At 43.3% G+C, this 14816-nt stretch carries 10 protein-coding genes; 4 read left to right on the top strand and 6 right to left on the bottom strand.

The window, feature by feature from the left end:
* Window positions 1-8: 8 nt before the first annotated feature.
* Both GVO62_RS14925 and GVO62_RS14920 read right to left on the bottom strand, forming a co-directional pair.
* On the bottom strand, window positions 9-1727 hold the full coding sequence (locus GVO62_RS14925; RefSeq protein WP_159119906.1) for a GMC oxidoreductase: 1719 nt from the start codon (window positions 1725-1727) through the stop codon (window positions 9-11).
* Window positions 1724-2284, bottom strand: a complete 561-nt coding sequence (locus tag GVO62_RS14920; RefSeq protein WP_159119905.1) for a gluconate 2-dehydrogenase subunit 3 family protein — start codon at window positions 2282-2284, stop codon at window positions 1724-1726. Before GVO62_RS14920 ends, GVO62_RS14925 begins: the two co-directional genes overlap by 4 nt.
* A gap of 403 nt (window positions 2285-2687) precedes the next feature.
* Here GVO62_RS14920 and GVO62_RS14915 point away from each other — a divergent pair, with 403 nt between their 5' ends.
* The 4 genes from GVO62_RS14915 to GVO62_RS14900 all read left to right on the top strand — a co-directional run bounded on the left by GVO62_RS14915 (window position 2688) and on the right by GVO62_RS14900 (window position 9995).
* A complete protein-coding gene (locus tag GVO62_RS14915) occupies window positions 2688-3461 on the top strand; it encodes a sugar phosphate isomerase/epimerase family protein (RefSeq protein WP_159119904.1) in 774 nt (257 codons plus the stop codon).
* Window positions 3461-4969 carry a sulfatase-like hydrolase/transferase gene (locus GVO62_RS14910; protein ID WP_159119903.1) on the top strand — a complete coding sequence of 503 codons (1509 nt, stop codon included), beginning with the start codon at window positions 3461-3463 and terminating at the stop codon, window positions 4967-4969. The genes GVO62_RS14915 and GVO62_RS14910 overlap by 1 nt, the downstream gene beginning before the upstream one ends.
* Before the next feature lie 109 nt (window positions 4970-5078).
* A complete protein-coding gene (locus GVO62_RS14905; RefSeq protein WP_159119902.1) occupies window positions 5079-6602 on the top strand; it encodes a BNR-4 repeat-containing protein in 1524 nt (507 codons plus the stop codon).
* 57 nt (window positions 6603-6659) lie between these two features.
* Window positions 6660-9995: a glycosyl hydrolase gene (locus GVO62_RS14900; RefSeq protein ID WP_159119901.1), complete on the top strand. Its 3336-nt coding sequence runs from the start codon at window positions 6660-6662 to the stop codon at window positions 9993-9995.
* A 76-nt stretch (window positions 9996-10071) separates the two neighbouring features.
* Here the strand turns inward: GVO62_RS14900 and GVO62_RS14895 are convergent, their stop codons facing one another.
* From GVO62_RS14895 to GVO62_RS14880, 4 genes are all read right to left on the bottom strand, one after another.
* A complete protein-coding gene (locus GVO62_RS14895) occupies window positions 10072-11790 on the bottom strand; it encodes a GMC oxidoreductase (protein ID WP_159119900.1) in 1719 nt (572 codons plus the stop codon).
* Window positions 11787-12239, bottom strand: coding sequence for a gluconate 2-dehydrogenase subunit 3 family protein (locus GVO62_RS14890; RefSeq protein WP_159119899.1), 453 nt, complete (start codon window positions 12237-12239; stop codon window positions 11787-11789). The genes GVO62_RS14895 and GVO62_RS14890 overlap by 4 nt, the downstream gene beginning before the upstream one ends.
* A 270-nt stretch (window positions 12240-12509) precedes the next feature.
* Entirely contained in the window at window positions 12510-14150 is a 1641-nt protein-coding gene (locus tag GVO62_RS14885; protein ID WP_159119898.1) for a LamG-like jellyroll fold domain-containing protein, read from the bottom strand.
* Window positions 14147-14692, bottom strand: coding sequence for a sigma-70 family RNA polymerase sigma factor (locus GVO62_RS14880; protein WP_236547188.1), 546 nt, complete (start codon window positions 14690-14692; stop codon window positions 14147-14149). The genes GVO62_RS14885 and GVO62_RS14880 overlap by 4 nt, the downstream gene beginning before the upstream one ends.
* Window positions 14693-14816 lie beyond the last annotated feature (124 nt).

Below are 14816 nucleotides of genomic sequence, written 5' to 3'. Positions count from 1 at the left end.
GTTTATGCTCACATTAGGCCTTTCTTCAAAAGATTAGCGGCATAATTGGCGGCTCTTGCGGTAATAGCCATATATGTTAACGAAGGGTTTTGCGTTGCGGTTGAGGACATACAAGCTCCATCAGTAACGAATAAGTTTGCCACATCGTGAGTTTGATTCCATTCATTTAGCACGGAGGTGTTTGGGTCGCTGCCCATGCAAGCTCCGCCCATTTCGTGAATTTGTTTCCCAAGAGGTATGTGCTTACTGTCTGGGACTGCGTTTACAACGATATTAGAACATCCACCTGCAATGAGCATTTCTTCGATATCTTTTGCTGCTTGCTTGACCATTTTTCGCTCGTTTTCCTTCACTTCCGCATCAATGTGTAATATCGGCATTCCCCAATTGTCTTTTTGAGTCGGATGCAGTGTTGCCATATTGTCGAAATAAGGAAGTATCTCGCCGTACATAAATGCGCGAAATTTCCAGGGGCCTGATTGACCGACTTTTTCTTTTCCTTCTATACCTATACCTGGACGTTTAGCCGGTGGGCTTACTGAAGAACGGTGTTGAGCGGTAGTTTGGAAACCAAATCCTCTCACAAAATCTGCGTCCATGAGTTTGTCATGACGATAATTCGGGATATACGTTGCTATAGGGCGTCGTCCGAATGCAAACTTATCTTCCTCTACTTGAACATCTCCGCTTGCTACAACGCCCGTAAAGTGGCTCATAATATAGTGACCTAAGGCTCCTGACGAGTTTGCTATACCATTTGGGAAGGTGGCAGATTTAGAATTTAATAGAATTTGCACCGTCCCTAAAGCTGATGCGCACATGAAGATGGCTCGGCCTTTGTACTGTCTTTTTTCCAGGGTCTTGGCATCAATGACGCTAACTCCGGTGGCGCGTCTGGTTTTATCATCATAGTCTACACGTTCGACAATAGCGTCAGTAACTACTGTTAGGTTTCCGGTTTTTTGAGCTGCCGGCAACGTCGCTGATTGTGTGCTGAAATAGGCGCCAAATGAACAGCCTCTGCGGCAATATGAACGAGCTAAACACTTCCCTCTACCCAATTTCAGTTGTTCTTCTGTTGGCTGTGTAATGTTTGCCGAACGGCCAATGATTAGGTGCCTGTCCTTATATCTCTTAGCTAAGTTATCTGAAATAAAACGTTCGGCATAGCTCATCTCCCATGGTGGCTGAAACTCACCATCAGGTAGCGTTTCAAGTCCATCCTTATTTGCAGCTACACCGATGAACTTTTCAACATGGCTATACCAGGGGGCTAAATCATCGTAACCAATAGGCCAGGGTATGCCATGACCATCGTTCGCGTTTGCTTGAAAATCTTTTTTGCTCCAACGCAACACTTGCCTCCCCCATGTGAGAGAGCGCCCTCCTAGCTGATGACCTCTGACCCACATGAAGGGTTTGTCTTTAGGAAAGCTATATGGACTTTGTTTGTCGTCTGCAAAAAATTGAAGCGCATCAGTTCTATATAAATGTCCCTTTTGCCTTAATGTGGTGTAATGTCCGTTTTCAGAAAGCTCTTCCGCCGGCATCCCTCTGTTTTGAAGTTCCCATGGAGCCTCAAAATCCTTGTATTCAGGACCTCTATGCTTGACGTTGCGCCCCCGCTCAACGACAAGCGTTTTAAACCCTTTTTCACAGAATTCCTTAGCTGCCCAGCCTCCGGTTATTCCTGAGCCAACGACGATGACATCGAACTCATTATTCATAGGTATTGCCTTTTATAAATTGCCTGCAATTCATCTTCCGTTACATCTCCTTTGTATCCTCCGGGGACTAAGATAAACTCTGGGTTTGCTTCCTTAGACGTGTAATGGAGGTGGAAAATCAGTTCTTTGAAGCGTTTATAAGCGATTAGAAATGAAGAAGTTGTGTCTTCAAAAGCCTTCTGATCTATTTCTACCAAATAAGCTAGACGGCGTTCTCTGTTCATTAACAAATAGCCTTTGCCGTTCAGATCACGCGCTCTATCTTTAAATTCGCTCAAAAAAGAAAGCATCTGCTGCTGAGTATTTAGAGATGCCCATGACACCATGAGTTCATCGAGTATTTGTGCTGCATAAGAGTCCGATGCGCCAGGTGTGTGAGTTTTCGGTATCATGATGTCTGCAATATCATGAGCTAGTGTCATCTGTTCCGCGTTAAAAAAGGATGCATCTGATTTAAAAACGGTAAGTTCTAACGAACCTTTCAGCTCAAAAGGAATTACCGCGGTGGATACTACATAAAGCATTGAGCCTAAGAATACGCGTCTATTTATCTTCACTTTGCTTCGCCGTTTTTCATTGTTAAATCAGCCCTTAAAATCCAGAATACATCGAACCACAAGTCAATATCAATCATTAATGTTCATTGTGTGTCAATTTTGTGTTAATGGATTTTGTGATTGGCAGCTCTTCTTTAATTACTCTTTGTGTTTTTAAATTATTGAATTTGTTTAATTATTTAAATCTTATTTGTTTTATTGAAATTTTGTTTTGTTAAGTTTTTGATTGAATTGAGATTGTTTAGGTGTCTAAAGTGTGCTTTTATAGTCAAAATGAATCATTATGGTGCGTGGCGTAGTGAAACGTATTTATTCTTTTGCAGTATTATGTCTCTTTATGAGCAGTGCTGTAGCCTCAAATCAAATAAATCAACGCATGTGCAGTACATTGGAGAATAATCTTGTGAGTGTGCAGCTACATTCAGTGAAGCAACTAATTGAACAAGATTTTGAAGGCACGTTAGTTGAGTTAAAAAATGCTGGTTTTCATGCTGTAGAATTTGCAGGCCGATATGGACAATTTAAAAATGACGCGCAAGGTCTCAAACAGTTTCTTGATAATCTTAAGCTTGAAGTAAGTGGTGTACATGCTGGACTACCACAATTGCGCGGAGACATAGGGAAAAATAATTTACAGTTCTTCAAGGACATAGGAGCGAAGCTTGTTATTGTCCCTCATGATCCTCGGGTGGATATTGTTGATGATATCGATGATCTAATCGATGAATTAAATTTTCTCACCGCGAAAGTACAAGATTATGGAATGGCACTTGGTTACCACAATCATGCAAAAGAGTTTAAAACGTTTGGGTCGTCAACTTACTGGGATTACTTGGCGTCAAATACGAACAAAACGGTTGCCCTCCAACTAGATGTAGGTTGGGCAAATTATGCCGGCGCAGATAGCGTTGAGCAGTTTAAACGGAATGCTGGTCGAATCGTCACGACGCACCTTAAAGTTCGAACCCATGATGGGGAAAACAAATCTCCGATTGTTGGTGAAGATGGATACGACTGGCATCAGCTTGTGAAGGACGCACTAACTCATGGCGGAACACGCTGGTTTGTAATCGAGCAAGAGGAGTTTCCACACAACCTTGATCCTATTCAAACTCTTGCGGCATCTAAAGCAGGTCTAGACGATGTTATTCTGTCTTTAAAAGAGGAGTGCGAGTAATGTTAAACGTATGCCATACCGCATCAATAGCAAGCCTTTTCCTTGTTGTTCTTATCCAACAAGCAAACGCTTCAGATAACGTGTCGGATGTAGTTAAAAAGACCAGTCAAGGCGAATCGCCTAACATTCTTTTCATATATACAGACGACCAAGCTCCATGGGCTATAGAAGGCAAAAGCCCTAATGCTGTTACGCCTAACCTAAACGCGTTAGCGGAACAAGGAATGTCTTTTCCAAATGCCTATACCACCACGCCAGTTTGTAGTCCTTCCCGAGCAGGCTTACTCACTTCGCGCTATGGCTTTGAAGTGGGTATTGACGATTGGATAAATGACCACCTTAAAAGTAAAACCCTAACAGGGCACCAGTTAGATTTAGGGCTTTCAGCAGAACTGGATTCCTGGCCCAAAAGATTGCAAGAAAACGGCTATTATAATGGTTTGATCGGTAAGTGGCATTTAGGAAAACAACCTGAACATCATCCTCAAAATTTCGGCTACAACGAGTTTACGGGCTTTCTAGGAGGCGGAACTTCACCCATAGACCCTCAACTTCTAGTAAATGGTGCCCCGAAGAATGAAGAGGGATTAACCGTGGACCTTCTCACTAACCATGCCATGGACTTTTTAACTAGGAATAAACACAGGAAGTTTGCTTTATCACTGCACTATAGGGCACCTCACTATCCATTTGAGCCTGTTTCAGAGAGTGATTTAGATGCTATTAGTAAAGATGTAGATTTAATACATCCTGATTACCCGGATTTAAATACAGAAAGAGCTAAGAAATTATTACGCGGATATTTAGCTTCTGTTAAAGGTGTAGATAGAAATGTCGGAAGACTGTTGGATCATCTAGACGAACTAGGGCTATCTGAAAATACTGTCGTCATTTTTACGTCTGATCATGGATACGTTATTGGACAGAACGGTATTTGGCATAAAGGCAATGGCTTTTGGTTGTTGAACACTCCACCTAAAGGCACTGAAACCATACCCAAAGGCCAGCGCCCAAATCTATATGATGCGGTGCTTAAGGTACCTCTTATTGTTCGTTGGCCAGGTAAGGTGCCAGCAGGGACAGAAAATGCCTCTACCGTATCAAATCTTGATTTCTTCCCTACTCTTATGGATATCGCCAAACTGGATTTACCTAGTGAAGCAGTCATTAGAGGGCAAAGTGTAATCAAAGCGTTAAAAGATGAAGATTTAGTAGTGAGTACTGACTATTTTGCCGCTTATTCAACGCTGCATCAGTCAATCACGGGTATGAGAATGTACAGCGATGGTCAATACAAATTAGTCCGAGATTTCAAAAACAAAGAACGAGACGAGTTTTATCACTTAGTTGTCGATCCTCATGAGACTCACAACCTGCTTGAGAGAGAATTGACAGCTGCTGAAAAGATGACGTTGAAAAGGCTGGATGACACTATCAAAGAGAAAATGCTCGATTTGGACGACCCACTTTCAACGAGCTTCACCCCAGTGACTTTTAAAACGCCTTAAAGCTTGGTGCTTCTTATAAGCAATTGAGCAGTCAAATATTGACTAAATAGATTTACGGAGTCGATAGGCCATCGGGCTTCAAATTGAACAAAATATGGAACATAGAAACATGAAAAATAAGCTGCTTTTAGCTATGGTAATTGCATACCTATTTGGCTGCACTTCTTTTGCGAATGATAAAGGAGCTTCAACACGTCAAGATACGCAGGCCTCCGTAGCTTCGTTGTCTCTCCACTCGACGCCAATTTTGTTGGGGAGTAGTCTTTTGGTTGATAAATCTCATACTTCAGATGGCTCAGATCGTGCGCAAAATGGTAAGCCTCTCTTTGCGGGTGTTATGGGGGCTCAAGCAGTTACCTATAAAGGTTATCAATATGTGATTTATTACACAGCAAAAGACAGGGGAGGTTACGGTGACCTTTTTGCTGAAGTTGTCGTCGCACGTAGAAAAGTAACAGGGCACGACTGGCAACACGCCACCTTGCCGGTATATCGACTGACTTCTGATGACGCACATAACCGCCAAGCCATCGAGATATCAAAAGGCGACGGTGCCATTCATATTTCCTTCGATCATCACAACTTAGATCGAATCAACTACGCACGCACTGCTTCGGGAGTCGCAGATCATCCAGAAACCCTAGATTGGAATGATGAAGTTTTTACGTTTCAGCGTAATCTCGGTTTTCCTAACAACGCGGTAGAGCGCGTTACTTACCCAAAATTTTATTCGTTAGAAAGCGGTAATGTACTTATGTATTTTCGGGAGGGTGGGGCAGCAAAAGGTGAAATGCAGCTTGCTCTTTATGATGCCAAGAATAGTGAGTGGCAGTATATTCGCAATATATCGTCAAGTGATGGTGTCTACGTTCAAAACGTAAACGGCAATAAAGAACCTTCGACAAGAGGGCCCTATTTAGCCGGTGGTGGACCAAAATTTGATGCTAATGGTCGCATGCACATTAGCTGGGTATTTAGAGAGCGACCTGTCAATTGCAATCCTGGTAAGATTAACGGTCTAGATTGCAATCACGGTATCTACTACACCTACAGCGATGATGAAGGCCTCACGTGGTACAACAATGCGGGTGATCTAGTAGCTGATACTCGAAAAGGAGAGGTATTGTCCGTTGAAACTCCAGGGTTAGAAGCTGTCCATGTGGCTACAACACTGCGGCCATCAAATGTTTCTCACAACTCCGTTATAGACACGAAAACAGGTGACTACCACCTTCTGCTTAGCCATAAGACATCACCTGATGGCCCTGCTCGTGTGCATCATTATGTACGTGATACATCAGGTAATTGGCAAAAGCGTGTCTCTGGTTTTAGCGCTTCAAACGTAACGTTAACGTTCTTAGGTGATAGGCTGTTCGCTTTTGCTGGAAGAGAAAGTGCTGAGATTTATTATTCTGATAGAGCCGATAACTTTACCGAGTGGCATCAAGTCGAAATGCCGATTGTAGATAGTAAGTTTGGCAAAATCGAGGATGGGTATATTACATGGGATCTCAGCTTGTTGAACCAAGGTGTTGCGAGTGTCATTTGGCAGCATGCACCAGGCTCAATTGGTGATCCCAGCCCTATTTATGTTTATGACTTTGAACTAGGCGAAGTCTCATCTGGTGAGTAGTGCATCATATACTGTAATGGTGGTCTTTCAGGTTTCAATTCAAAACCGGAGTATACTTTGCGTAAAATCCTATTGATTATTGTTGTGGCTTTCTTGTCATTCAATGTAAGTGCAGCATCACTGAAAGAAGCATTTAGCAATCCAGGAGATGCTCACAAGCCATGGGTATTTTGGTATTGGATAAATGGTAATGTTACTGAAGAAGGTATAAAGGCAGACCTGGAATCGATGTCTAATGCTGGATTGGGTGGGGTAGTGTTAATGCACATTAATGAGCATCATGTCATTCCCGCAGGGCCTGTCAAATTTCTTTCTGAAGATTACCTATCACTGCTCGCTTTTACCTTTGAAAAAGCTTCAGAGCTGGGTTTAAAAGTGAACCTGTACAATAGCGAGGGATGGTCCGTCGCTGGTGGTCCTTGGATAAGTCCTAAAGACGGTATGAAAGAGCTGTCTTGGAGTGAGCAACAAATACGAGACCGCTTTCAGCCTATAACTTTTCCCGCTCCTCACGCTCCGTTGAATTTTTATGAGGACATAGCAGTTCTTGCCTTTCCTACACCTAAAGCGCACATCGAGCCGAAATTTCAAGAACGTGTCGCAAGCGTAAACATCTCTGGTACTGCTTCGCAAAGTACTGTAGTTGCTAAAAATGCTATTGACGGTGATTGGAATACATTGGTGTACCCCAATATTGATGAAGAAACTAAACAGCGATTTATTCAGATTGATTTCTCTGAAGAATTTACTTTTCGCAATGCGTTTGTGAAGTTTGCTGCTTATGGAATGATGGGAATGAATCGCCTTCTGGTTTCAGATGATGGTAAGAATTATCGCGAAATCGCCTTTTCAAAACGTGGGCAGATTTATGATGACTTAAGCTGTTTTCAGTTTGAGCCAATTAAAGCAAAACACGCAAAAATAGTGTTCCAGCCCACCGATAATAAACTTCTATACACGGCGATGCCGAAGGTCGATGTCGCGGTGCGTGAGGTAATTTTCGACAATAAACCGCGTACTGCGAACTGGTGTCAAAAAGCAGCGCATATATTCCCCTTTCATATGCAAGAAACAGAACGCGAAGCAATGAATGCCTCGTTTAAGAGTGATGCGAGTATCAACGCCGATTCAATTGTTGACGTGTCCCAATATCTTGACGAAAGCGGTCGTCTTAACTGGACACCACCTAATGATGATTGGACAGTAATTCGTTTTGGTATGTCGTCTACCGAAGCTGTGAATAGACCTGGTTCGGAGGGCGGGGAAGGGCTTGAAGTCGACAAGTTAAGTGAACGGGCACTTGATATTCACTTTGAGCATTATATTAAAAGAAATGCAGAGCGCTCGCAGAAGTACGTGGGTGATTCATTTGTCTCTACTCATGCTGATAGTTGGGAAGTAGGACGTCAAAACTGGACGCAGGGATTTGAAAAAGATTTCGAAGAAAGGCGGGGTTATTCACTCATTCGATTGCTTCCTGTTACGCTGGGATATGTCGTAAAGGACGCAACGTTCAGCGAGAGAATTCTTTGGGATTACAGAAAGACACTGGCAGAGCTCATTGCTGAGCGCTTTTACGGAGGCATGCAGCAGCGAGCGAACGAGTTAGGGTTAACATTTTCAGCTCAATCGATGAAGCCTTTCATAGACAACCTTCAAGCGTTAGGTCAAGCGGATATCATTTATGCCAACAGTGCATTTCGTTCTACTAATCCGTTAGAAAATAAACCAAATCAAGAATTTGCCTACCTAACTGCAAAAATGGCTGCCTCGGCGGGCTCTATTTATAACAAGCCTGTTCGCTCAGAGTCATTCACATCATTGCCCCAAGCGAATAGGTGGCTAAGTCACCCGTTAACTTATAAGTCGCAAGCTGATACCGATCTTGCAGCGGGGGTGACGTTGACAACACATCATCTTTTTACCCACCAGCCCTGGACAACCTTAAAACCGGGTATGACGCTTGGGTACTGGGGGATACATTTTGAACGCACACAGACATGGTGGCATGAAGTAGAAACATGGAATAAGTACTTAACACGCTCTCACGCCTTGCTCAGTATGGGTCAGCCGGTGCTTGATGTACTGCACCTGTTAGGTGATGACTCAGCGACGACATTTGATAGGGATTTTGCCTTGAGAGAGCTGCCCGAGGGTTATGATTTTGAATTTATCTCAACAAATGGGGTGATGAATCACGTCAACGTAAATGATCAAGGGCAACTCGCTCTTGAGTCGGGAAGAACCTACAATATCTTATCGATATCGCCCGATGTGAGTATGCGAGTAGAAGTACTGGAGCAAATAAAATCTCTATTAGAGAGAGGGGTAACGGTTGTAGGTTTACCCCCCACTTTCTCGCCAAGTTTGGAAGGCTCCCTTGACACCTCGGGCACTGATCAAAGAGTTAACCAATTAGCTGGAGACATTTGGGGCGCGCGATTCAATAACCAGGTGTTTGAAAACTTAGAAGACGCATTAAACCATAAAGATATTCTACCAGATGTGCTAATTTCTCACACTGATAACCGCTTTGTTTGGCGACACCATAATATATCTGAAGAGAACACGGATGTGTATTTCATCAGTAACCTAGATCACATGTCTGCGGAAATAGAATTGGACTTGAGAGCTAAAGGTAAAGTGGCTGAAATCTGGGATCCGCTATCAGGTAAACGACTTCTCGCCAGTGATTACGTGGTTGAAAACGGTCGCTCGCGATTTAAATTACACTTTGACCAAGCACAGTCTTTGTTTGTTGTTTTAGCACCTCAAAAGAGTACCGGACAGCTACTGAACACCCTCCCTCTTCGGCAACTGCAGATACTAGATTCACCGTGGCAGGTAGATTTTATTAAAGGCGTAAAAAAACCAAACGCATTAGCGCTTAACGAACTCATCGATTTGTCTCAACACGCGGATGAGGATGTCAAATATTTCTCTGGCACGGTTCGCTATGAGACTGAATTTGAAATGGCTGATGATTTGCCAACGTCCCAAAGTTACCTTCTTAACCTTGGCGAAGCTTTCCAGTTTGCGCGCGTAAGGCTAAATGGTCACGATCTCGGACTGAGAATGTGGGCGCCTTATCACTTTAATATTAGTAATATCATCCGAAGCGGAGCAAACCGTTTGGAGATAGAAGTAACTACTCTTTGGCCCAATCGTTTAATTGGCGACGAGCGCTTGTATCCTGACACGGCAGCTTGGAAGAAAAATGGCTACCAAGGCTCTCAGTTAACTAGTTTTCCGAAATGGCTTAAAGGAGCTGCGCCTGAACAACCTGGGTCGCGCAGCACGTTTGCTACATGGAAGCATTGGAACAAAGATGATGAGTTACTTCCATCAGGACTGCTAGGCCCTGTGAGTATAATGGTTCAAGATAGGAATTGAAGCATCGACTTGCTTGGTGGTAATTGAGGTGAGGCATGCCCTTTCAAAAGTCTTTTTTTGAGGGCATGCGTCTACTCTAAATAATGTTGTTTTTGAGAAGCTTAGCCGCGTAATCTGCCGCTCGCGCAGTTATCGCCATATAAGTTAACGATGGGTTTTGGGTTGCGCTAGATGCCATGCAGGCACCGTCGGTAACAAATAAATTGGGTATATCGTGTGCTTGGCCCCAGCCATTGAGAACAGATGAATCTGGATTACTTCCCATACATGCACCGCCCATTTCGTGAACCTGCTTACCCATCGGAACATGTTTGTTTTCTGGTGTCGCTTTTACCTGAATGTTGGTGCACCCACCTGCTTCGAGTATTTCTTGTATGTCCTTGGCCGCTTGCTTAATCATTTTTCTTTCATTGGCTTTTATTTCAGCATCGATATGAAGTAATGGCATGCCCCACTCGTCTTTATTGGTAGGGTGGAGGCTGGCTGCATTCTCGTAATACGGTAAAACTTCACCATACATAAACGCTCTGAAACGCCATGGGCCGGGCTTTCCAACGCTTTCTTTAGCAATAACGCCGATACCTTTTGACTTGGCATTCGGTGAGGAGAACGAGCGGTTTTGTGCTGTGGTTTGAAAACCAAAGCCTCTTTCAAAATCTGCATCATCTTGCTTTTCGTGTCGATAATTTGGAATGTAAGTCGCAATAGGACGCCGTCCGAATGCATACTTATCTTCACTTACCGGTACATCCGCACTTGCTACAACTCCGGTGACGTGACCGAGTATGTAGTGGCCCAGCATACCGCTGCTATTTGCAATACCATTTGGGAATGTTTTGGATGTAGAGTTCAACATAACTTGCACCGTGCCCAATGCCGATGCGCACATAAACACAACGCGACTCTTGTATTGCCTTCTTTCTTTCGTATTAGCATCGATGACAGACACGCCGGAGACTTTGTTATTGACGTCGTCGTAGTCAATACGCTCAACAATACTGTCTGTCATTACGGTTAGGTTTCCCGTTTTATGAGCCGCAGGTAACGTGGCAGACTGAGAGCTAAAGTACGCGCCAAAACTGCATCCTCTTCGACAGTACGAACGCGCCAGGCATTTACCTCTGCCCAGTGCAGTTTGTTCTTCAGTGGGAGAGGTGAGATTAGCGGCTCTTCCTATAATGAGGTGTCTGTCTGTATATTTTTTCGCAATATTATTGGAAATGTATTGCTCTGCATAACTCATCTCCCACGGTGCCTGAAACTCACCATCAGGTAGAGTTTTTAACCCATCTTTATTCGCTGAAACACCTATAAATTTCTCAACATAGCTATACCATGGAGCTAAGTCTTCGTAACCAATAGGCCATTCAATACCATGGCCGTCTTTCGCATTGGCCTCAAAATCCATTGGACTCCATCGTAATACCTGCCGTCCCCACGTTAATGAACGGCCACCGAGTTGATATCCCCGCGTCCACATAAATGGCTTGTCTTCGGGGTAGCTGTAAGGGTGCTTTTTATCGTCGACAAAGAAGTGAAGTGCATCGGTTTTATATAGGTGGCTTTTTTTTCTCAATGTAGCGTAGTGGCCATTTTCAGCGAGTGTTTCATCTGGCATACCTCGATTTTGTAAGTCCCAAGGAGCTTGGAAATCTTTGTATTCAGGCCCTCGGTGATCCACATTTCTACCACGCTCAATAACCAATGTATTGAAGCCTCGCTCACAAAACTCTTTTGCTGCCCAGCCGCCCGTAATTCCTGAACCAACAATAATGACGTCATAGTCGTTGTTCATAAGTATTTTCTCTCGTAAATAACGTTTAGCTCATCCTGTGAAAGACTTCCTCGATAGCCACCAGGAACAAGAAAGAAGTTGGGGTTGGCTATTTCAGATGAGTAGTGAATATGAAAAATCAGCGCTTTGAATCGTTTGTATGCAATGGAAAAGTCACCTTTATCCGTGTCGAAAACGATCTCGTCGATTTGCTCTACAAAGGCCTGACGATTTTCTTTACTCAGTGACAGGTAGTTTGCATTAAATGCGTTTTTTGCGCGTTGCAAAAACTCCAATAAAAATAGAGTGAATTGCTGTTGGGTAGAGGGGGATGCCCAAGATATCATTAACTCATCAAGCACCTGTGCGGTGTGAGAATCTACTGCACCGGGGGTGTCAGTGCGGGGTATCATAATGTCCACAATATCGTAAACTAGCGTAAATTGCTCAGCATCAAAAAAAAACCGCATCCGACTCAAAAACAGTAAGGTGAAGTGCCTTTTTTAACTCTGATGGTAAAACAGCAGCTGAAACCACATACAGCATAGAGCCTAAGAATATCCGTCTGTTTATTTCCACGTTACCCTCTTCTTATTTTGACTCGGGAAATTTGATGACGTTGATACTACCTATAAAAACAAGCCAAAAGCAATCATTATCAATCAAATTAATTTACATTGTTTTGACATCAATGTATTAGGTAGCAGGATAGTAGTTGTAGGTGGGTTGAAAATTTTCGTTTAAAAATTGTCTCTGGGTAAGCCGGTGATGTTATCTAGTAGTAGCGTCTTATTGGGAGTAAGTTCTATATGGCTTTTGTACGGTAACGCTTTTGCAGATGGCTGGCTGCCGAAGTAATTCAGGCCCATCAAAACATTGTTATAGTGAAGCGCTACCATAAAAGGTGTTAGCGCAAAATCATAAAATGCCACTTCATCTATAGTCCCCGCATAGGCCTCTGCGGCGTGCCCTTGAGCGTTAGGAGAATTGCCAATATTGGCTAACCCCGCTCCACCGCTCAATACTTTTGAGCCAGGTGGGTATCGGTAAAGTGCGCCTACTTGTCCGTCGATGTAAATTGCTTTTATCCCACTTTCAACATCATAAGTTGCCGCCACATGGTGAAGGTTTCCATCTTTTAACTGCTTAAGCGTTGGACGTCCGTTCCTGCCGTCTAATGGTAGTTTGAGCTCATGGTACCCTTGACCTAAAATGTACAACCCGAAGCTCAGAGACTCTGTATAGTCTCCAGTTGGCACTACTATTGATTTGTTGCGGTCATTTTGAAAGCTAAGCAGTATTCTATGATCTTTATCACTTTGATCTTTCCTGAAAATCTCATCAATTTCACCGTATCGTGTCGAAGTTGGGCCTTCTCCACTATATAAAGGCTTAATCAATGCTTCTATAGTGACACCATCAATAACGGAGAACGAACCTGTTGCGGGCGCACTTCCACCTCCGCTACCCACGTTAATTCTTGCATGCTTTCCATTATCAAAATAGAAAGCGCCTTTTCCGACGAGTCCATCGATGCGTTGAGCTCCACTACTTGGAACACCGACTGCGCGACCCGCAAAGTCCATCACTCTGTCGCCAACATCATCGAAGTTCCAAAAGTGTTTAGGTCGCCATGTTTTAGGAAAGATTTTTGCTTTGGTGTTACCAGAGACCGAGGTTGCATCACTGTCAACCTTTACGGTTAACTTGCCCGAATGCATCTGAATATCAGAGGCGTTGGCAGAAATAGCAATAGTTTTATTTGAATGAGAGACAACCTTAACCTCACCGCTTTTTAACTCAATTTCGGTAGAGTTAAATAATTTAAAGTGCGAATGCGCAGAGAGTATTAAGCTATCACCAGAGCGTAATTCAAGCTCAACCGGTCGTTCGGTTTTGTATACACCAGAATAAACGAGCGTGTTTTGTACGTTACCATTTTCGTCAATTAACAGCTCCCCACTAACTATTTTTCCTACAAAGGGTTCGTCGGGAAGCGGTTTGAATTGAGTAATTAGGTATACCACCAGCATGCACAGCACTGTGAGTCCCCCCGCTAAATAAAACTTACGTTTTGTGCTCGCGGATCTCTTTTCAGAAGAGGCTTCATAAGGTTGGTTTTGATGAGGTAAATTTAAAGCTTGCGTGGGCCGCACAATAAGCTCGTCGACGAAGGTTTTTCGCCTTACTATTTCAAGATTTGGAAGGGTATTCGATTTAAGATGAAAGTGAAATTCGATGTAATCAAGGTAAAACCGTTGAGCCTGCTCATCGTTACTCAACAGTGGTTCAAGTTTTTGAAGCTGTATCTGTGTAACGGTACCTGCGCAAATATCATCTGCTATGGCCCGAATTTCATCAAACCTTTCTGAGCGATTCAAGTGTCGTGCTCCACTTTTTGTTTATCAACGCAGTCGAAGAGCTTACGGCGAAGCAAATGAATAGATTTACGAATACCAAAAATCGAGCGCCCCGTGTTGTCTGCAAGTGCCTGTGCGCTTAAATTTTCTATGAAAAAACCATAATATAATTCGTGTGCGGAAGCAGAGAGCTGAGAAACGCAATGCTGCAGCATGCTCCATTTTTGGTCTGTATTATCTTGATGGGAAGCTACTGCTGATAGCTGCTCTAGCAACTCATCACTCAAACCTGAAACGAATTTTTTCTGTTGTCTTCGATACGTTCTTACACAGTTAAACACAATAGTATTTGACCATTTTCTAAAACTCGTTCCTCGCTCAAAAGTCTCGAATTCCTTCCAGAGAATAACGCTTGTCTCCTGAAAAATATCATCTGCGGCCGCTTTGTCTAAAACAAAGGCATAGATGTATGCATACAAACGCTGCTTTTCTGATTCAAACATTGCCGAAAACATGTCTGAGGTTGTATCCAAAGAACCTCGACTACTCTGTGGTGATGGCACGTTTTGATACACCTTATCCTCTCTTTTACGATGTGATCATCAAATTCATCGCAACAGTTCAATACGCATGTCAGCAGCGTTAGCGTCACACAACTAGTGTATGAGCAACGCTGTAATATATTAC

Source organism: Alteromonas sp. KUL150 (assembly GCF_009811475.1).
Classification (GTDB): domain Bacteria; phylum Pseudomonadota; class Gammaproteobacteria; order Enterobacterales; family Alteromonadaceae; genus Alteromonas; species Alteromonas gracilis.
This window is presented reverse-complemented; position numbering and strand designations above follow the sequence as displayed.